The organism is Burkholderia cepacia, assembly GCF_001718835.1.
In the GTDB taxonomy this organism is placed as follows: Bacteria; Pseudomonadota; Gammaproteobacteria; order Burkholderiales; family Burkholderiaceae; genus Burkholderia; species Burkholderia cepacia_F.
Genome location: NZ_CP013444.1, coordinates 2,198,610 through 2,217,194 on the forward strand (window position 1 = coordinate 2,198,610; position 18,585 = coordinate 2,217,194).

Consider the following 18,585-nt stretch of genomic DNA (forward strand, 5'->3'; position numbering starts at 1 on the left):
CCCGGCGGCGCGCGAAGCGATGCGAGCGGCACGGACGGGAACGCGCGCGCCGCCGCATCACGTATCCGGCTCGTCGGCCGCGTCGTCGCCCGCGTCTTCAAGCCGCGCAAGCCGGTTGTAGATCGTTTTCAGGCTGACGTCGAGCACTTCGGCCGCCTGCGCCTTCACACCGCCGCACTGCGCGATCGTGCCGAGGATCAGCTTGCTGTCGACTTCCTCGAGCGGCGTGCCGAACGGCACCGTCACGCGATCGTCGCGCGGCTCGCCGGCGACCGATGCTTCCTCCATGATCGGCGGCGGCAGCGTGTCGATCACGTCGGCGTCGGTAAAGATGCTCGCGCGCTGCACGAAGTTGCGCAGCTCGCGCACGTTGCCGGGCCAGTCATACTCTCTCAGCGCGGCGAGCGCGGCCGGTGCAAAGCGCAGGTTGCGGCCGCTCCCCTGGTCCAGCTCGCGCAGGAATGCTTCCGCGAGCATCGGGATGTCGTCGCCGCGCTCGCGCAGCGACGGCAACGGAATCGGAAACACGTTGATCCGGTGATAGAGATCCGCGCGCAGCTTGCCGAGCGCCATCGCCTCGTCCGGGTCGCGGTTCGTCGCCGCGACGATGCGCACGTCGACGTCGATCTCGCGCGTCGAGCCGAGCCGCGTGAGGCGCCCCGTCTCGAGCACGCGCAACAGCTTCACCTGCGATTCGAGCGGCATCTCGGTGATCTCGTCGAGAAACAGCGTGCCGCCGTCCGCGCGTTCGAAGAAGCCCTTGTGCTGGCGCTCCGCGCCGGTAAAGCTGCCGCGGTCGTGGCCGAACATCTCGCTCTCGACGAGATTCGCGGCGATCGCGCCGCAGTTGACCGCGAGGAACGGGCCGCGGCGGCGCAGGCTCAGGTCGTGCACGGTCTGCGCGGCAAGCTCCTTGCCGGTGCCCGATTCGCCGGTGAGCAGCACCGACGCCTCGGTGCGCGCGACGCGCCCGATCGCATCGTAGACGGCCTGCATCGCGGGCGAGCTGCCGAGCATGCGGCCGAACCGGCCGAGACGCTGCAGTTCCGAGCGCAGCTCGTCGATCTCGGCATGCAGCACGCCGGTGCGCGGCACGCGCGCGAAGATGCTGTTCAGCCGCTGCATGTTCAGCGGCTTTACCAGGTAGTCGGTCGCGCCGCGCCGCAATGCGTCGATCGCGGTTTCGAGGCTCGCATGGCCGGTGGTCAGCACCATCTCGCAATGCGCGTCTTTCGGCAATTCGTCGAACAGTTTCATGCCGTTGCCGTCGGGCAGCACGAGATCGCACAGCACGAGATCCGGCGTGTGCGCGGACATCAGCGCGCGCGCTTCCTCGAGCGTCGCTGCCGCGTCGCACGTCAGGTGCTGCGCGTGCGCCAGCGCCGCGAGCATCGTGCGCGTATCGGCATCATCTTCGACGATCAGGACGTAGGGCATCGATTCTCCGTTGCACACGCTGCGTCGCACGCTGCAACTGTCACGCTTCGCAATGCGAGGCGGTTCTGGACCGACCGCCGCCGCGGCCGATGGGACAGCCGGCCGCCGCACCCGCGGCGATCGGCTCGAGAAGAAGACTTTCCTCCCGTCAACGCTTTCAGTATAGGAAACGACGCTACGCTGTCAGCCGTTATCGATAATTACTATCCGGTGGCTACGGGCACATTGCAAGATTCAATTCCCCGCTCGGTTGAATTCGCTACGCTACTTAAAGCGAAAGTGATTCCGTACGCAATTCTTCCGATTTCATCGCAGCGCATTGTCGCGCGCCCCTTTCGGTACAGCGAGCCATCGATGTCGAATCGCGGAAAAGAGAACCAGCAGCTGTTCGGCGATTCGCGTCCGATACGCGCGTTGCTGAACAAGATCGAGAAAGTGGCGGCCACGCGCGCCAGCGTGATGATCGTCGGCGAAAGCGGCGTCGGCAAGGACATCGTCGCGCGTCTGTTGCACGACCTGAGCTCGCGCCGGCGCGCGCCGTTCGTGCCGGTCAATTGCGGCGCGATTCCGCCCGATATCGCGGAATCGCAATTGTTCGGGCACGAGAAAGGCAGCTTCACCGGCGCGATCGCCCAGCACGTGGGCATGTTCGAAGCCGCGCGCGGCGGCACGCTGTTTCTCGACGAAATCGCCGAGATGCCGGCCGAACTTCAGGTCAAGCTGCTGCGCACGCTCGAATCGAACACGATCGTGCGCGTCGGCGGCCACGAGCCGATTCCGCTCGACGTGCGCATCGTCGCCGCCACCCATCACGATCCGGCCGAAGCGATTCGCGACGGCCGGCTGCGCGAGGACCTGTTCTATCGCATCGCGGCGTTCGCGCTGCACGTGCCCGCGCTGCGCCAGCGCGAGGACGACGTCGCGGCGATCGCGCAGGACCTGGTCGACGGCCTGAACGCACGCCATCACACGCGCAAGCGTCTGTCGGGCCAGGCGTTGCGCGCGCTGCGCAGCTATTCGTGGCCCGGCAACGTGCGCGAGCTGCGCAATACGATCGAGCGCGCGTTCATCCTCGCCGACGAGCAGATCGACATTCATCCGCCGCGCCGTGCGCCGGCGTGCGACGAGGTGCACGAAAGCGCGATCACGCTGCCGCTCGGCGCGACGCTCGCGCATACGCAGCAGCGCTTCATCGTCGCGTCGCTGCGGCATTTCAACGGCGACAAGCCGCGCACCGCGAAGGCGCTCGGCATCAGCCTGAAGACGCTCTACAACCGGCTCGCGCTGATGCGCCAAACCGATCGCGACCCTGCGAACCTGCGTTGAGCAGACAAAAAGCCGCCGTCGCTTCAAGGCGCTCTGCGGCGCGCGACGGCGGTCAATATCTGCAATTCGTTGAAGTTTTTGCGTGTCATGCCCCCGGATGCGCGGGCGCTGTTGCAATGCGCCCGTTCGTTGTGCCGGATGCAAGGCCGGCGCGCCCGCGTCGCGTGCTCTCACGCGCGACATGTCCATCGCGGACCGCGCCGGACGTTGCATTCCCCCCGATCCCGGCCAATCATCCCTAGCCGCCGCTCGCTCCCGGCGCGGACGCCGCGCCACCCGGTGCGGACATGGCGCCGCCCGGTGCGGACGTCGCGCCTCCCGGCGCGGTCGCGCCGCCACTCATGCCGCCGCCCGCCGCTGCGCCGCTGCCGGGCGTGCCGCCGCCCGGAGGCGTGGCCGGGGCAGGCGCCATGCTACTTGACGAGGTCGCGTTCGAATCCGTTGCGTTTTCGCTGCGCTTCGAACATCCCGCGCCTGTCGCGAAGCCGGCCGCGACGAGGCCGACGACGAGCGCGCGCCACACGATACGAAATGAATCACCTTGCATGACACCTCCCGTGTTGTAGGAAACCGCACACCAGAACCCGCAATTCCCGTGCCACATGGATCATGCGTCGGTCATGCGCGTCACGCGCGCGGGCGCCGGTCCGGCTCCATTCATATTCCAAATGCCATTCACCCGAATATTTAATTTCCCATTGCCGCGCCCGCCGCCCATACTCGCGGACGAATCCGGCAAATGACATCCGCGGCATCCGGGCCCGAACCGCGCGCACGCGCCGCACGCGCTCGCGCCCCACATGGAAGGAGACCTCGGCGTGCCACCTGAAGCCACTCGCCGCGGCGGCCTCGCACGCCGCTTTGCGTCACGTTTCGGCCGCTCGCGATGCAGGACGACCTAGACGCGAACCGGCCGCACGACGCGGCCGCCGGCGTGCTCGAGGCGCTCGATGCGCGGCTGATGCGCATCCTGCTGGTGCTGCTCACCGAGCGCACCGTGTCGCGCGCGGCCGTGCGCCTGAACATGTCGCAGCCGGCGACGAGCGCCGCGCTCAAGCGCCTGCGCACGCTGCTCGGCGATCCGTTGCTGGTGCGCAGCCGCTACGGGATGGTGCCGACCGAATTCGGCGCGCGGCTGATCGAACCGCTGCGCAACGCGCTGCGCGTGATCGACTTCATCCGCATCCAGCAGCCGACGTTCGACGCGCGCACGTCGGTACGCACCTACCGGATCGGCTGCCCCGACTACCTGAACGTGCTGTTCGTGCCGAAGCTCGTCGCGCTGTTCCGCGAACGCGCACCGAACGCGCAGCTCGTGTTCCATCCGCTCGGCGACGGCTTCGACGACGAGCGCGCGCTGGCCGACGGCGAACTCGACGTCGTGATCGACAATCGCCCGGCGCGCTCGTCGCGGTTCCGGCAGGACGACCTGTTCGACGATCGCGTCGTAGGCCTGATGCGCGCGACGCACCGACACGCGAAGTGCGGGACGATGACGGCCGCCGACTACGCGCACGCGCCGCAGCTGTGCCCGACACCGTCGTGGCTCGAGGCGTCCGGCGCGATCGACCGGCAGCTCGAACGCGTGGGCCTGCAGCGGCGGATCGTCGTCACGCTGCCGCACTTCGAACTCGCCGCGCATACGCTCGTCCGCTCGGACCTGATCCTCACGACCACGGTGCGCCTCGCGCGGCATTATGCGAAGCTGCTGCCGCTTGCCGCCGTCGCGCTGCCGGTGGAGCCGCCGGACATCGTGTACCGGATGACGTGGAACGAATCGGGCGCGTGCGTGGACGGCGTACGCTGGCTGCGCGCGCTGATCGCGCAGGCGACGCGCGGCTGGCTGGACGCCGACGCGGCGCCGCCGGCCGTCGCGGCGATCAGCGCGGCGGCGATGCAGGCTGCGCCGACCGAGGAAACCGCGCTGCGTCACGAGCGGCAACCCGAGCCGCGCTGCGGGAAACGACGCCCGGCGACCATCGCTCGCGCGGCGCGCGCGCATCGCGGCGCGCCGAAAACGCATTGATCGCGACGACCGGGCAGCAACGCGTGTGCAACGCATCGCGCGTCACCCCTGCCTCATCGGTTGCGCGAGCAACTTCATCACGACGACCGCACCGACGAGCGCGAGCACGCCGCTCACCGTCAGCGCGTCGGCAAACCCGCTCGCGAACGCCGCGGGCGCGGCCGCCGCGAGCGTCTTCGCCGCCTGCGGCGGCACACGCTCGAGCGCCCGCGCCAGGTCGCCGGCCAGCAGGCTCGACATGAACGGCGCATCGACGACGCGCCCCAGGCCGGGCGTCGCCGCGACCAGCCGGTCGAGCCGCGCCTGCGTGCTCGCCGCCAGCACCGCGCCGAGCACGCCGACGGCCGTCACGATCGCCGAGAAGCGCGTTGTCGTGCTGATGCCCGACGCCATGCCGGTGCGATTCGACGGCACGCACGCCATGATCGCCTTCTGCGTATCGCCGTTCATGATGCCCGCGCCGCAGCCCGTCACGAACATGCCGATCGCGACGAGGCGATAGTCGCCGCTCGCGGTGAGCGCCGCGGTCGCGAGGTTGCCCGCGCCGATCAGCGCGAGCCCGCCCGCCAGCACGCCGCCGGACGACACGCGCGCGGCCAGCGCCGCGCCGAGCGACGGCCCGGCGATCATCGCGAACGCGAACGGCAGCATCCCGAGCCCCGCGTCGATCGCCGACATCCCGAATGCGTTCTGCAGGTACAGCGGCAGGAACGTCATCATCACCTGCGCGCACGCCGCATAGCCGAACATCGCGAGCACGGCGCCGACGAAGCGCGGCTGGCGGAACAGCGCGAGATCGATCATCGGCCGCGCCTGCCAGCGTTCCGCGCCGATGAACGCCGCGAACAGCGCGGCGGCGAGCGCGAGCCGGCCGAGCGTCGCGGCAGACAGCCAGCCGTGCGACGGTGCGCCGATCAGGGCCGCGATCGCGCACGCGAGCGCCGCGCCGAACAGCAGGCTGCCGACGATGTCGACGCGCGCGCCCGCGGCCAGCAGCGCGCACGCCGGCAGGTTCAGCAGGAACACCCCGCGCCACCCGATCCATTGCGTGATCGCGCCGCCGACGAGCGGCGCGACGGCCGTCGCGATCCCCATGCACATGCCCCAGATCGCCCACGCGCGCGCCCGTTCGCGCCCCTCCGGAAAGCGGTTCGCGATCACGGCGAGCGCGGCCGTCAGCAACAGCGCGGCGCCGCCGCCCTTCACCGCACGCGCGGCGATCAGCCAGCCGGCCGACGGCGCGACACCGCAGCCGAGCGACGCGAGAAAGAACAGCGCGAGCCCCGCGCCGAGCATCCGCTTGCGCCCGAAGCGATCGGCGAGCCCGCCGGCCGGCAGCAGGCAGGCGGCGAACGCGGTCATGTACGCGCTCACGACCCATTCGATATCGGCAAAGCTTGCGTGGAAACTGCGCGCGATGCTCGGCAGCGACACGGCGACGACGTTCGTGTCGAGCACGATCAGCGAGCAGGTCGCGGACGCGACGGCGAGCGTCGCGGCGGCGGGCAGGCGGACGGCGGCGCGCCGCGCGGCCGGCGCCGGGGAGGACTGGGACATCGGGGGCTCCGGTGCAGGATGGACGAGCCGTATGCTAGGCTTGCCCGGTATTGCCCGTCATTGATATTCCCACGCAGTTTTATTGACGATTTCCGCAATCATGGATCGGCTCGAATTCCGTCACGTGCGCGCGTTCCTGAGCGTCGCGCAGCACCTGCACTTCGCCCGCGCGGCGGAGGCGCTCGACATGGCGCCGCCCGCGCTCACGCGGCAGATCCAGGAGGCCGAACGCGTGCTCGGCGTGCGCCTCTTTCACCGGTCGCGCCGCGCGGTCACGCTGAGTGCGGCCGGCGAGGCCTATCTCGCCGAAGCGAGCGCCGCGGTCGAACACCTGCAGCGCGGCCGCGAACTCGCGGCGCTCGCCGAGCGCGGCGAGCTCGGCCGGATCGAGATCGGCTACGTGTCGTCGGCCGTCTATTCCGGCACGCTGCAGCGCACGGTCGGCGCGTTTCGCGACGCGCACCCGCGCATCGAGCTGAACCTGCGCGAAGTGCCGATGGACGACGTCGCGAACCAGCTCGACACGGGCCGCCTCGACCTCGCGTACGTCCGCCCGCCGCTGCCGCTGCCCGGCGGCCTGCGGATCGTCACGCTGCAGCGCGACGTGTTCGTCGCGGCCGTGCCGGCCGATTCGCCGTTCGCCGCGTTGGCGACGATCAAGGCCGCCGCGCTGGCCGGCGCGCGCTTCGCGGTGCCCGAACAGGAGCACGGCACGCTCGAAGTCGCGCGCCGCGGCCGCTTCGCGCCGCTGGTCGCCGCCCGCCCGGGCGGCTTGCTCGCGGTGCTCGCGTGCGTGTCCGTGAACGGCTGGGTCGCGGTGATTCCCGATGCGCTCGCCGGCTGCGTGTCGCTGCCGGGTGTCGAGTACCGGCCGATCGCCGGCAAGCCGATCACGTCGGAACTGGCGCTCGCGCACCGGCGCTTCGAAAAGGCGCCGGCGGTGCGCGCGTTCCTGCGGAGCGTGGCGCGGGCCGAATGATGCGGATGAGCGCCGGGCGGCGTTCGCGCGACGGCGGCCGGGCGCGCGGGTCGCTCGGCGCGCGACATGCCGTTCGAGCATGTTGTAATAGAATTCACGACGCCCGTCCCACCGCCCCGCAGAGGCGGCCGACGAATCCGAGAACGCCTCCCTGAACCCGTCGAATGAGCACCGACACCTCGACCATCACGACCTGCCCTGTCCGCAAGCGTCTGGCCTTGCGCCGCAAATACTGGATGTTGCCGGATGCCGGCGTCAATCATTGGCTGGACATTCAGCGCGACCCGTTGAAGTGGCTGGCCGACATGCACCGGACCTCGCCCGATCTCGCGAGCCTGCGGATGGGTGTGAAGCAGCTCTGGTGCCTGTTTCATCCCGACGCGATCCGTGAACTGATGGTCTCCCATCGCGCCGACCTGCGCCGTTGGGAACCCAGCCTGTGCATCATGCGCCAGTGGAACGGGTCCAGTTTCATGATGAAGGAAGGCGAAGCGGCACGTCGTCAGCGCCAGACGGTGCGCCCGCATATTCAGTCGCCGGCAGTACCAGAGATTCAGCGCATCGCCCGACACTGGTCGGCGCGGATCGTGCCGGGCCAGGTGGTCGACCTGGATCTGGAAATGGCCGCCTACAGCGTCACGCTGGCCGGCCATGCGTTGTTCGACATCGATCTTGGTCCGAATGCGGTAACCATTGCGAAGGCCGTGCGCATCCTGTCGCGCGTCGCCTTGCTCGAATCCAGCACGGGGCTGCCCCTTGGCCACTGGTTTCCCAGCAAGATGTGCCCGCGCAAGCGCTGGGCCCTCCGCATGATGCGTGCGCAGATCGAGCAGGTCGCACAAGAATCGCAACGCCCGCTGGCCATGCATCGCGACGACCTCGCGACGCTGCTGATGGCCTCGCACCAGGCCACCGGCGCAACGCTGGCCTGGGCGCAACTGCTGCTGGCCCGCCATCCGGAGGTGCTGGCCGCGCTACGCACGGAGCTCGCCACGATAGACTGGTCCGGCGTGAATCAATTGCAGGACCTGCACCGGGCTCCGTTGCTGCGCGCCGTGATCCAGGAAACCCTGCGCCTGTATCCGCCGGCTTATGCGCTGGTGCCGCGCCAGCTGTCGCGCGCCATGACCGTGTCGGGAACCCCGCTCAGGCGCGGCGATATCGTGATGATTTCGAGCTGGATCACGCATCGCGACGCACGCTGGTTTCCCGAGCCCGAGGCGTTCCGGCCCGAGCGATTCCTGGAAGCCCCGACCTGGCCGCAGGGTGCGTATTTTCCATTTGGCGTCGGCGATCGAGCCTGCCCCGGCACCGGAATGGCCATGATGGACCTGGCCGTATCGCTGGCTTACTGGATCGAGCACTGGGACATGACGATCGTGGGGCCGGCGACCCCGCAAGGCTGGTTCTCCCTTCGCCCCAAGAATGCCCACGTGCGCCTGGAACCGCGCATGCGTGCCGATCGCGGGCCGAACGAGACGCCGCGTCGCCAGGGCATCGACGGCGGGGCCATTTGATCGTTCCTGCATCCTGTTCCCGCCGGTAACGAGCACCGGCGCAACGGCCTCCGCACAAACCCGCGCATCCATGTTACGAATCGCCGTTTCCTGCGTAAAATGGCCGGCAACCTGCCACGCAATGCAGTGCAGACCGATCTTTCGGGGGAACGCATGTCCGCGCACGCCAGAAGGCCGCTGGTATCGCTCGTCGTACCGTTTCATGACGAAGACGAAGCGATCGGCGCATTCTTCGCCGCCACGCTGCCGATTCTCGATTCGATCGAATCGGTCCGCTTCGAGATCGTCTGCATCAACGACGGCAGCCGCGACGACACGCTGGACAGGCTGATCGACGTCGCGGCCGGCGACCCGCGCGTGCGCATCGTCGATCTCACCCGGCGCTTCGGCAAGGAGGCCGCGCTCACCGCCGGCATCGACGAGGCCGCCGGCACCGCCGTGATCCTGATCGATGCCGACCTGCAGGATCCACCCTCACTGATCCCCGCGATGGTCGAACGCTGGCTCGCCGGCGCCGAGGTCGTCGCCGCCAGGCGCACCGACCGCATGTGCGATCCGCTGATGCAGCGCGTGGCCGCCGCGCTCTACTACCGCGTGCACAACCGCCTCTCCGAAGTCGAAATGCCCGAGAACGTCGGCGATTTCCGGCTGATGGACCGCCAGGTCGTCGACGCGCTGCGCGCGCTGCCCGAGCGGCGGCGCTTCATGAAAGGCCTGTTCGCGTGGGTCGGCTATCGCACCGAGATCATCGAATACACGCGTGCGCCACGCAGCGGCGGCCGCTCGAAATTCTCCGGATGGCGGCGCTGGAACTTCGCGCTCGAAGGCATCACGAGCTTCAGCACCGTGCCGCTGCGCGTATGGACCTACATCGGCCTCGCGTTCGCGCTGCTGGCGCTCGCGTACGGCGGGTTCATCGTCATGCGCACCCTGCTGTTCGGCAACCCCGTGCACGGCTACGCGTCGCTCATCTCCGTGATGCTGTTCGTCGGCGGCATCCAGCTGATCGGCATCGGCGTGATCGGCGAATACCTCGGCCGCATCTATCACGAGTCGAAGCAGCGCCCCGTCTATCTCGTGCGCCGCCGCTACGGCGCCGACAGCCACGCGGACGCGCCGCCCGAGCGTCACGGCCACGTGCATCCGGCGTCGAAGCTGCTGCAGTTTCCGGTCAAGCGGACCGCGGCCCAGCGCGCGGCCGCCCCGCGCCGCCGGCCGGCCGCGCCGGCGACGGCCGGTCACGCCGCCCGGAAGCTCTCGGCCAAATAGGAACCCCGCAAGCCCGCATGCCGCCCATGGACATCCCCCGACAATCGGCGCAAGCGGCGAACCGCCCCGTGCGCGCCTGGCTGACGCCCGCGCGGGTCGTCGCATACAGCGCGTTCGTACTGGCGTTCTACGCGATCTTCCTGTCGATCTGGGCGTGGGTCGTGCATCACGGGCCCGTCGCGTCGCGCCCGGGCCCCGACTACGCGGTGTTCTGGACGGCGTCGTACGTGATGCTGCATGGCGACCCGTCGCAGGCCTACGATTTTCCGACCTTCTCGCGGATGTCGGCCCGGATGTTCCCGCATTTCCACCGCGAGGGCTTTCTCGCGTGGCTGTATCCGCCCACCAACCTGCTGCTCGTGGCGCCGCTGGCGCTGCTGCCTTATGCGATCGGCTATCCGCTGTTCGTCGCGTTCGGCGTCGCGCTGCTCGGGGCCGCCGTCTGGCGCGTGTCCGGGCTCGCCGCGATTCCCGGCGCCGGCCCCCGCATGAAGCGCGTCGGCGGGTTCGCACTGGTCGCCGCCCCGTGCGTGTTCGTCACCGGGATGTTCGGGCAAAACGCGTTCCTGACCGCGTCGTGCGCGGCGCTGGCCGTCTGCTGGGCGGACCGCCGGCCGATGTGGGCCGGCCTCTGCATCGGCCTGCTGTCGGCCAAGCCGCAACTGGCGCTGCTGTTCCCGTTCGTGCTGGTCGCCACGCGCGCATGGCGCACGCTCGCGTGGGCCGCGCTCGCGACGACCGGCTTCGCCGCGCTGAGCGTGCTGGTGTGCGGCGTCGAATCGCTGCGCCTGTTCGTGGCCAGCACGGGGCTCGCCCGCGCGCTGATCCTCGAGCACGGCATCGTGTTCTGGTTCGCGTCGCCGACGCCGTTCGCGGCGTTTCGTCTCGCCGGCCTGCCGGTTGCGGCCGCGTATGCCGCGCAGGCGTGCATCGCGGCGCTGGCGATCGCCGCCGCCTGCATCGTGTGGACGCGCTCGCGCGACCCGCGCCTGCGCGCCGCGGTGCTGGCGGTCGCGACGCTCGCGGCAAACCCGTACGTGTGGCACTACGAGCTCGCGTGGCTCGGCATCGCGATCGCGTGCATGCTGGCGACCGGCTGGCAGGACGGCTGGCAGCGCGGCGAGCAGGCCATGATCGCGCTGATGTGGGCGCTGCCGCTGTACGAATACCTGAACCCGGTGTTCCACGCGCCGCAGATCGGCCCGGCCGTGACGCTGTTCGCGCTGCTCATGCTGCTGCGCCGCGCGCAGCCCGCTTACAACGCGAGCCTCGGCGGCGAATACACGCCGTAATACGGCCCGACGCCGCTCGCGACGCCGGTCATCTTCACGCCGGCGACGAAGTGGCCCTGGATGTACTTGTACGTGCCGCCGAGCGACACGTCGATATGGAACGGCGCGAACGCGACGATCGGCACGGCGGTGCTGGTCGCGGTCTGCGTGACGACCGGCAGCACCACCGTCGCGCCGACCGGCACCGACGTATAGAGCGTCGCCTTCACGCCGGTCGCGAGATTGATGCTGTCGCCGATGTTGAGCGCCGCCGGGTTGCCGGTCACCATCAGGTTGCCCATCGTCGTCGTGTCGGTCGCGGTCGACTGGAACGAGGTCCACTGCCCGCCCACGCACGATGCGCCGTAGGTCTGGCCGTTCGTGATCGAGAACTCATACGGCTGGCCGGTCAGCGGATTGATCAGCGGCTGGTTGGTCGCCGCGTTCCAGTACAGGTTGTACACGCACTGGTCGATCGCGACCGGAAACAGTGCGCCGGCCGCCACCCCGCCCGGCGCCGCCAGCACCGCCACCGCGGTCGCGCTGCCGGAGGCGCCGGGGATCCCCAGCAGCCCGCCGAGCAGCAGCGGAATCGAGCCGCCGTTCACGCCCGGCGCGCGCGACACGGTGACCTGCACCGCCGGCACGTCGTAGGTGCCGGGCGTGATGGTCGCCGCCTGCATCGTCGCGGGGCTGCGCCCCAGGTTCCAGTAGCCGGCGGCGACCGTGCCGGTCGACAGCGCCGCGCCGGCCGCCGAGTTCTGCGCGATCACGCCGTTCGCCGCCGGCGCGGCCTGCGACCAGTTCACCGCGCCGCCGCTCGACGACATCATCGCATCGGCCCCCGCGAGCGCGGCCGCGTCGGCCGCGTTCTGCAACTGGTTGTTCACCGTGACCACCCACGCGATGTCGATCGCCAGCGCGCCGAACGACAGCAGCGGGATCAGGAACATCAGGAAGAACAGCGCGACCGAACCGCGCTGCCGCGCGGATGCGGGTTCGTCGCGGCCCGCGTCATTCATAGAGCATCACCGAAGTCGCCGAAACCGTCACCGGGCCGGTGAGCGCGCTGAACGCGGAACCCAGCACGAGCCCCGTATACGTGTAGGTCACCGTCACCGTCAGCGCGGTGCCCGACGTCGTGCCGTTCGCCTGCGTCACGGTCACCGCCGGTGTGGTCGCGGTGCCGCCGGTGATCAGGCTGTTCTGCGTGTAGTTGAGCGCGACGTTGGCGACCTGCGTCGTGGTCAGCATCGGCACGCGCAGCACGACGCCGGCCCGCGCCGCCTCGCGGCTCGCGTTCGTGATGACGGCCTTGTCGCACAGGATCAGGCTCGTGTCGATGATGCCGATCAGCACCATCAGCAGAAACGGCAGCATCAGCACGAATTCGAGGGACACGACGCCGCGTGCGCGGCGGGCGCCGGTCGCCCCGCGTGTCATGGCGCGGCTTCCGCGTCCGGCTGCGCGAGCGCCGGCCGCGCGCCTCCCGCGCTCCCGCGCGACGCGAGCCGCGCGCGCACCGCCTGGTAGAAGCGCAGGTTGTCGGCGACCGCCGACGCGGGCAAATCCGCGGACAGCAGCTTCTTCGCCGAATCGGTATTGCCGAGCACGCCGTACGCGAACGCGAGGTTCTGGCGCGCCTGCCACGGCGCGGACGGCAGCCCGGCGACGTCGAGCAGCACGTTCACGCCCTCGCGTGGCCGGTTGCTCAGCACGAGCGACAGCCCGAGGTCGACGCGCAGCCCCTGCGCGTCCGGGTGCGCGCGCAGCGCGTCGCGATAGACGACCTGCGCATCCGCATGACGCCCCTGCAGGTCGAGCACGGTGCCGAGCCCTTGCGCCGCGAGCGGATGGTTCGGCTGCGCGGCCAGCAGGTCGCGATAGCGCTGCGCGGCTTCGTCGAGACGCCGCTGCCGCAACGCGACGCGCGCGAGCCCGAGCCGCGGCCCGAGCTCCGCGGGCGCCTGCCGCTGCGCCTCGTCGTAGAGGATCCGCGCGCGCTCCAGGTCGCCCGCGCGATAGTTGACGTCGCCGAGCCCCAGGCGCGCCGCGAGCGATTCGGGATGCTTCGCGAGTACCTTCTCGTACAGCGTCGACGCGAGATCGACGTTGCCGCCGGCGAGCGCGCTGTCCGCGATGCGCAGCTCGGCCTGCGGGTCGTCGCTCTTGTGCGACAGCGTCGGCCGCGTCTGGATGCCCGGCGAGCCGCCGGCCAGCACCGGCAGCACGGCCGCGAGCGCGAACGCGCGTACGACGGATCGTGTCATCTGAATACCTCGAGCAGGCGAATCGCCGCCGGGCCCGCCGCGATCAGGCCCACCGTCGGCAGGATGAACAGCATCATCGGCAACGTGATCTTCGGCGCCAGCTTCGCGGCCCGTTCCTCGAGCGCGACGATCTGCTCGGTGCGCTCGGTGCGCGACAGCGTGCGCAGCGCCTGCGTGATCGGCGTGCCGAAGCGCTGCGACTGCGTGAGCGTCGTCGCGAGCGAACGTGCCGACGTGAAATCGACGCGCGCCGCGAAATGCGCGAGCGTCGCGGACACGTCGCCGCTCAGCGTGAGCTCGTCCGCGCACACCGTCAGCTCGTCGGCGAGCGGCGGACAGATGCGCGACAGTTCGTGCGCGACGCGCCGGATGCCCGACGCGAGGCTGTTGCCGGCCATCGTGCAGATCACCAGCAGGTCGAGCGCGTCCGGAAAGCACGCGGCGATGAGCCGCCGCCGGCGCCGGATCATCGCGCCGAGCACGTATTCCGGCACGATCACGCCGACCACGAACGCAGCGACCATCGCCAGCGCCCGGATCACGAAGTATTCGCCGAAGCGCGGAATCAGCGGGCTGAACGCGATCGCACCGCACGCGAACAGCACGCCGCAGCTCAGCTTGATCCCGATCATCGACGACACCGCGCGGCGCTCGCGAAAGCCCGCGCGCGTCAGCTGCAGGCCGAGCTTCACGCGCTGCATCGGGTCGAGCACCGGCAACCGTTCGCCCAGTTGCGCGAGCCGGCGCGTCAGGTCCTGGCGAACGCCGCCCGGCTGCAGCCACCCCGTCACGGCTGCCGGCGGGTGCTGCCCGGCAGCCTGCCGCACGCGCGCGGCGATCCGCTGGCGGGTGCCGCCGCCGGGTGTGCCGAGCGCCGCCGCGACGCAGGCGAGCAACAGCAGCAACAATTCGAGGCCGCGGGCGGCCAGCATCGACATCGTCATCGCGCGGTATCCAGTTTCGAGATCTTGCGGATCACCAGCAGGCCGACCGTCAGCAACCCGGCCGCGATCGTCAGCATCGTGTGCCCCGCGTGCGTCGAGAACAGCAGCATCACGTAGTCGCGGTTCACGAGGAACAGCGCGCCGATCATCACGAACGGCACCGCCGAAATGATGTTCGTCGTGATGCGCCCTTCGGCGGTCAGCGCGCGGGTCTTCAGGCGGATGTCGCGGCGCGTGCGGATGATGCTCGACAGCTCGTCGAGCGTTTCGCCGAGGCTGCCGCCGGTCTCGCGCTGCAGCAGCAGGTAGACGGTGAAGAACGAGAAGTCCGCGATCATCAGCCGGTCCGCCGCCTGCGTCAGCACGTCCTTGAGATCCGCGCCGACGCGCAGGCTGTCGCCCATCGAACGGAACGTCGCACGCACCGGCTCGGCCGCGCCGTCGCCGACCATGCTGATCGCCTGCGTGACCGGAATGCCCGCGCGCACCGCCCGCACGATCACGTCGATCGCGTCCGGGAACGCTTCGAGAAAGCGCAGGCGAAAACGCCGGATCAGCGCGAGATAGCTGCTGCGCAGCGCGACGAGCGGCAGCCCCGCGTAGACGAACGGGCGCACGAACCCCGGCGGCCCGATCAGCTTCACCGCGACGATCGCCGCGACCGCACCGGCGATCGTGCTCGCGACGACGATCCTCACCCCGCCGTTGCCGCCTACCGCGCGCACCCGCGACACGTAGCGCTGCAGCCATGCGCGCGCCCGGCTCTGCCGGCGCTCGAGGCTCAGCAGCGCGAGGCCGGAGCCGGCGGCCGCGCCCGCGTCGCCGCCCGCATGCGCCGGCGACAGGCGGCGCATCCGTGCGCGGATGCGCTGCGCCGGCCCGTTGCGCGCGCGCTCGAGCAGCGACGAGATCGCGAGCCCGATCGCGAGGATCGCCACGAACCCGCCCGCCGCGAACAGGTCGGCGGCCCTCATTGCCGGAATACCTCGGCGAGCGCATCCTCGACGCCGTAATACGCGGCGCGCGCCGCGAATCCCGGCCGCAACGGCGATGCCTCGAACACGCCCTTCACCGCATCGCGCGTCGTGTCGCCTTCCTGACGGAACGCGAACAGGTCCTGCGTGATGACCACCTCGCCTTCCATCCCGACGATCTCGGTGATCCGCGTCACGCGCCGCACCCCGTCGCGCATCCGCTCGATCTGCACGAACAGGTGCACGGCGCTCGCGATCTGGCGGCGGATCGACAGCAGCTGCAGGTTCGCGTTCGCCATCATGACCATGCTCTCGAGCCGGCTGATCGCGTCGCGCGGCGAATTCGCGTGAATCGTCGTCATCGAGCCGTCGTGCCCCGTGTTCATCGCCTGGAGCACGTCGAACGCCTCGGGGCCGCGAATCTCGCCGAGGATGATGCGGTCGGGCCGCATCCGCAGCGCGTTGCGCACGAGATCGCGCTGCGAGATCCCGCCGAGGCCCTCGGTATTTTCCGGGCGCGTCTCGAGGCTCACGACGTGCGGCTGCAGCAACTGCAGCTCGGCGGCGTCCTCGATCGTCACGATCCGTTCGTGCTGCTCGATATGCTGCGACAGCGCGTTGAGCAGCGTCGTCTTGCCCGAGCCGGTGCCGCCCGAGATCACGATGTTCAGCCGGCATGCGCACGCGACCTTCAGCACCTGCAGCATCGGGTGCGAGATATTGCCCTGCTGAGCCATCCGCGCGAGCGTGATGTCGCGCTTCGCGAACTTGCGGATCGAGATCGACGGGCCGCGCATCGCGATCGGCGGCAGCACGACGTTCACGCGGCTGCCGTCGGCGAGCCGCGCATCGACCATCGGGCTGCTCTCGTCGACGCGCCGCCCCACCGCCGCCGCGATCCGCTGCGCGACGCTCGCCACGTGCGCGTCGTCGCGGAACTTCAGCGACGTGAGCTCGAGCCGGCCCGCGCGCTCGACGTACACCTGGTCGGGCCCGTTGACGAGGATGTCGGTGACCGTGTCGTCGGCCAGCAGCGGCTCGATCGGCCCGACGCCGAACATGTCGTTCAGGATCGCATCGACGATCAGCACCTGCTCGCCGGCCGTGATCTTCAGGCGCTCGCGCTCGACCGTGTGCGCGGCCACCTGCTCGATGCCCGCGCGCACCTCGTCGCGCGTCTTCATCAGCGCCGCCGACATGTTCATCGACGTGAACACCGCGTGGCGGATCGCGTCGAACTTGCTCGACCGGATCAGCGCCTCGCGGCTATCGGCCGCCGCGCGGGTCGGCATCGGCGCGGGCGCGGGCGGGCGCGGCGCGTTGACAGGCTCGGTGCGCTCGGCCGGCACGGGGTCCGCCGGCGGCCGGTTGCGGGTACCGAACGTCACGATCCTTTCCTCCACTTGACGAGCCGCGCATACCACGGCTCGGCGACGGCCATCGGCTCGCCGGTGATGCCGTTCGCGAGCTGCCGGATCTGATCCACGAAGCCGTGCCGCTTCGCGCCTTCGATCGGCTCGCCGAGGTTCTCGGCAACGGCGAGCGCCTGCGGCTCATGCGGCAGTTCGTGCAGCGGCGCGCCGCCGAACGCCTCCTCGAAATCGACCGGCTCGACGCGGCCCGCGACGGGCGCGAGCGGGTTGTTCAGCACCATCGACAGCAACCGCTCGCCGGGCAGTTCCCGCACGAAACGCACGAGCCGCGCGGCCTCGTAGGCGGCATGCACCGACCGGTCGGCGACGATGTACACGAGATCGGACGCGACGAGCGCGTCCTCGAGCAGCTTGCCGGCGCCGCTCCCGACGTCGAACAGCACGTAGTGGAAACGGTCCTTCAGCATGTCGACCAGGCGCGCGACGGCCTCGTCGCGCAATTGCACGTCCGCGCCGTAGGTCAGCTCGGCGGACAGCACGTGCAGCCGGTCGCCCTTCGTGACGAACATGCGCTCGAACAACGCGTCGTCGGGGCGCTGCCCCATGTTCAGCAGTTCGATCAGCCCGTTGTTGCTGGACAGCCCGAACATCGAGTTCGCGCCGCCGCCATGCAGGTTCAGGTCGACATAGGCCACGCGGCGGCGCTTCTCGCCGGCCAGGAAGCGCGCGAGGCTCACCGTGATCGTGGTCGCGCCGACGCCGCCGCGTGCGCCGACGAAGCTGACGACCTTGCCGGTACGCGCCTGGACGACCGATTCCGTGGCCGTCAGCGCACGCCGCATCAACTCGACGGTCAGCGGCTTGACGATGTAGTCCTGCACGCCGATGCCGAGCAGGTTGCGAAACAGCCCGACGTCGTTCTGCGTACCGATCGCGATGACGCGCACCGACGGGTCGCACACGTCGGCGAGCCGCATCAGGTCCGACACCGGCAGCACCGAATCCGACACGTCGATGACGAGCTGGCGCGGCGAACGCTCGTACTGCTGCAGCAGCCGGATCGCATCGTCGCACCCGCCTGCAGATGGGTGCGCGTGATCGACAGCTCCTGCGCGACGCGGCGTATCACGTCCTCGCTGCCCGGATCGGCGACGACCGCGACGAGATCGGCCGCGCCGACGGGGGCGGCACGCTTGGCATTCCGGCTGGCGAGCACTTTCATGGCGGCGTGAGAGAGGCGTGGGTGGGATCAGCGGCCGGGCGAGCCGGTCGTCAGCGTCTTGCCGGGCGTCGGCTGCTTCACGCGATCCTCGACGTAACGGCGCACCGCGTCGGCCGCGGCCTGCGCGTCCGCGCCGCCGTACGGCACGGGCGCGACGAGATCCTCCGGCCGCGCGAGCATCGCCGCGAGGTTCGCGTAGGTCGCGCAGCCGAACGGCACGCCGGGCCGCGCGTACCCCGCGTCGACGAGATGCGACGGCTGCATCAGCGTCGCGCAATCGGGCGGCACCGCGCGCGCGCCGTCGAAGCCGATCGTCCGCGCATCGGGCAGGTTGACCGGCGGCGGCGCCGACAGGCAGCCCGCGAGCCCCAGCGGCGTCAGCAGGCCCAGCGCGGCGACGGTCGTTCGAATTCGCATGAG

The 18,585-nt window shown here is 70.2% G+C and carries 16 protein-coding genes and 1 pseudogene; 6 read left to right on the forward strand and 11 right to left on the reverse strand.

Annotation, left to right across the window (positions count from 1 at the left end):
* Positions 1–57: 57 nt before the first annotated feature.
* Complete coding sequence (locus WT26_RS29725; protein WP_069275195.1) at positions 58–1,437, reverse strand: sigma-54-dependent transcriptional regulator; 1,380 nt, start codon at positions 1,435–1,437, stop codon at positions 58–60.
* 354 nt (positions 1,438–1,791) lie between these two features.
* On the opposite strand from WT26_RS29725, the gene WT26_RS29730 reads away from it, so the two are divergent.
* Positions 1,792–2,763 carry a sigma-54 interaction domain-containing protein gene (locus WT26_RS29730; RefSeq protein ID WP_069274637.1) on the forward strand — a complete coding sequence of 324 codons (972 nt, stop codon included), beginning with the start codon at positions 1,792–1,794 and terminating at the stop codon, positions 2,761–2,763.
* A gap of 238 nt (positions 2,764–3,001) precedes the next feature.
* Here WT26_RS29730 and WT26_RS29735 read toward each other — a convergent pair whose 3' ends face one another.
* Positions 3,002–3,310, reverse strand: coding sequence for a hypothetical protein (locus WT26_RS29735; RefSeq protein WP_042587572.1), 309 nt, complete (start codon positions 3,308–3,310; stop codon positions 3,002–3,004).
* Between the two features lie 339 nt (positions 3,311–3,649).
* On the opposite strand from WT26_RS29735, the gene WT26_RS29740 reads away from it, so the two are divergent.
* Positions 3,650–4,789 carry a LysR family transcriptional regulator gene (locus WT26_RS29740; RefSeq protein ID WP_069274638.1) on the forward strand — a complete coding sequence of 380 codons (1,140 nt, stop codon included), beginning with the start codon at positions 3,650–3,652 and terminating at the stop codon, positions 4,787–4,789.
* A gap of 42 nt (positions 4,790–4,831) precedes the next feature.
* Here the strand turns inward: WT26_RS29740 and WT26_RS29745 are convergent, their stop codons facing one another.
* Complete coding sequence (locus WT26_RS29745; RefSeq protein WP_069274639.1) at positions 4,832–6,346, reverse strand: MFS transporter; 1,515 nt, start codon at positions 6,344–6,346, stop codon at positions 4,832–4,834.
* A 100-nt stretch (positions 6,347–6,446) separates the two neighbouring features.
* On the opposite strand from WT26_RS29745, the gene WT26_RS29750 reads away from it, so the two are divergent.
* The 4 genes from WT26_RS29750 (at position 6,447) to WT26_RS29765 (ending at position 11,403) form a co-directional block, all read left to right on the forward strand.
* Complete coding sequence (locus WT26_RS29750) at positions 6,447–7,325, forward strand: LysR family transcriptional regulator (RefSeq protein ID WP_069274640.1); 879 nt, start codon at positions 6,447–6,449, stop codon at positions 7,323–7,325.
* A 164-nt stretch (positions 7,326–7,489) separates the two neighbouring features.
* Positions 7,490–8,842 carry a cytochrome P450 gene (locus WT26_RS29755; RefSeq protein WP_080485765.1) on the forward strand — a complete coding sequence of 451 codons (1,353 nt, stop codon included), beginning with the start codon at positions 7,490–7,492 and terminating at the stop codon, positions 8,840–8,842.
* Between the two features lie 153 nt (positions 8,843–8,995).
* Entirely contained in the window at positions 8,996–10,111 is a 1,116-nt protein-coding gene (locus WT26_RS29760) for a glycosyltransferase family 2 protein (RefSeq protein WP_069275196.1), read from the forward strand.
* A gap of 26 nt (positions 10,112–10,137) precedes the next feature.
* Positions 10,138–11,403 carry a glycosyltransferase family 87 protein gene (locus WT26_RS29765; RefSeq protein WP_069274641.1) on the forward strand — a complete coding sequence of 422 codons (1,266 nt, stop codon included), beginning with the start codon at positions 10,138–10,140 and terminating at the stop codon, positions 11,401–11,403.
* Here WT26_RS29765 and WT26_RS29770 read toward each other — a convergent pair.
* The 8 genes and pseudogenes from WT26_RS29770 to WT26_RS29805 form a co-directional block, all read right to left on the reverse strand.
* Positions 11,367–12,404, reverse strand: coding sequence for a TadG family pilus assembly protein (locus WT26_RS29770; RefSeq protein ID WP_069274642.1), 1,038 nt, complete (start codon positions 12,402–12,404; stop codon positions 11,367–11,369). The genes WT26_RS29765 and WT26_RS29770 overlap by 37 nt on opposite strands.
* The gene (locus tag WT26_RS29775; RefSeq protein WP_069274643.1) at positions 12,397–12,825 is read right to left on the reverse strand and encodes a TadE/TadG family type IV pilus assembly protein; all 429 of its coding nucleotides are present in this window, start codon (positions 12,823–12,825) and stop codon (positions 12,397–12,399) included. Before WT26_RS29775 ends, WT26_RS29770 begins: the two co-directional genes overlap by 8 nt.
* Positions 12,822–13,652, reverse strand: a complete 831-nt coding sequence (locus WT26_RS29780) for a tetratricopeptide repeat protein (RefSeq protein ID WP_069274644.1) — start codon at positions 13,650–13,652, stop codon at positions 12,822–12,824. The genes WT26_RS29775 and WT26_RS29780 overlap by 4 nt, the downstream gene beginning before the upstream one ends.
* Entirely contained in the window at positions 13,649–14,596 is a 948-nt protein-coding gene (locus tag WT26_RS29785; RefSeq protein ID WP_069274645.1) for a type II secretion system F family protein, read from the reverse strand. The genes WT26_RS29780 and WT26_RS29785 overlap by 4 nt, the downstream gene beginning before the upstream one ends.
* Complete coding sequence (locus tag WT26_RS29790) at positions 14,593–15,570, reverse strand: type II secretion system F family protein (protein WP_069274646.1); 978 nt, start codon at positions 15,568–15,570, stop codon at positions 14,593–14,595. Before WT26_RS29790 ends, WT26_RS29785 begins: the two co-directional genes overlap by 4 nt.
* Complete coding sequence (locus tag WT26_RS29795) at positions 15,567–16,958, reverse strand: CpaF family protein (RefSeq protein ID WP_069274647.1); 1,392 nt, start codon at positions 16,956–16,958, stop codon at positions 15,567–15,569. Before WT26_RS29795 ends, WT26_RS29790 begins: the two co-directional genes overlap by 4 nt.
* Positions 16,955–18,165: pseudogene (locus WT26_RS29800) on the reverse strand (AAA family ATPase). Before WT26_RS29800 ends, WT26_RS29795 begins: the two are co-directional and overlap by 4 nt.
* A gap of 27 nt (positions 18,166–18,192) precedes the next feature.
* On the reverse strand, positions 18,193–18,582 hold the full coding sequence (locus WT26_RS29805) for a CpaD family pilus assembly lipoprotein (RefSeq protein ID WP_069274648.1): 390 nt from the start codon (positions 18,580–18,582) through the stop codon (positions 18,193–18,195).
* Positions 18,583–18,585 lie beyond the last annotated feature (3 nt).

Excerpts from the sequence above, each read along its gene's own strand:
- WT26_RS29775 (WP_069274643.1), bottom strand. The coding sequence starts at position 12,825 with ATGACACGCGGGGCGACCGGCGCCCGCCGCGCACGCGGCGTCGTGTCC.
- WT26_RS29760 (WP_069275196.1), top strand. The coding sequence starts at position 8,996 with ATGTCCGCGCACGCCAGAAGGCCGCTGGTATCGCTCGTCGTACCGTTT.
- WT26_RS29790 (WP_069274646.1), bottom strand. The coding sequence starts at position 15,570 with ATGAGGGCCGCCGACCTGTTCGCGGCGGGCGGGTTCGTGGCGATCCTC.
- WT26_RS29765 (WP_069274641.1), top strand. The coding sequence starts at position 10,138 with ATGGACATCCCCCGACAATCGGCGCAAGCGGCGAACCGCCCCGTGCGC.
- WT26_RS29755 (WP_080485765.1), top strand. The coding sequence starts at position 7,490 with ATGAGCACCGACACCTCGACCATCACGACCTGCCCTGTCCGCAAGCGT.
- WT26_RS29805 (WP_069274648.1), bottom strand. The coding sequence starts at position 18,582 with ATGCGAATTCGAACGACCGTCGCCGCGCTGGGCCTGCTGACGCCGCTG.
- WT26_RS29750 (WP_069274640.1), top strand. The coding sequence starts at position 6,447 with ATGGATCGGCTCGAATTCCGTCACGTGCGCGCGTTCCTGAGCGTCGCG.
- WT26_RS29735 (WP_042587572.1), bottom strand. The coding sequence starts at position 3,310 with ATGCAAGGTGATTCATTTCGTATCGTGTGGCGCGCGCTCGTCGTCGGC.
- WT26_RS29785 (WP_069274645.1), bottom strand. The coding sequence starts at position 14,596 with ATGACGATGTCGATGCTGGCCGCCCGCGGCCTCGAATTGTTGCTGCTG.
- WT26_RS29740 (WP_069274638.1), top strand. The coding sequence starts at position 3,650 with ATGCAGGACGACCTAGACGCGAACCGGCCGCACGACGCGGCCGCCGGC.
- WT26_RS29730 (WP_069274637.1), top strand. The coding sequence starts at position 1,792 with ATGTCGAATCGCGGAAAAGAGAACCAGCAGCTGTTCGGCGATTCGCGT.
- WT26_RS29770 (WP_069274642.1), bottom strand. The coding sequence starts at position 12,404 with ATGAATGACGCGGGCCGCGACGAACCCGCATCCGCGCGGCAGCGCGGT.
- WT26_RS29745 (WP_069274639.1), bottom strand. The coding sequence starts at position 6,346 with ATGTCCCAGTCCTCCCCGGCGCCGGCCGCGCGGCGCGCCGCCGTCCGC.
- WT26_RS29780 (WP_069274644.1), bottom strand. The coding sequence starts at position 13,652 with ATGACACGATCCGTCGTACGCGCGTTCGCGCTCGCGGCCGTGCTGCCG.
- WT26_RS29725 (WP_069275195.1), bottom strand. The coding sequence starts at position 1,437 with ATGCCCTACGTCCTGATCGTCGAAGATGATGCCGATACGCGCACGATG.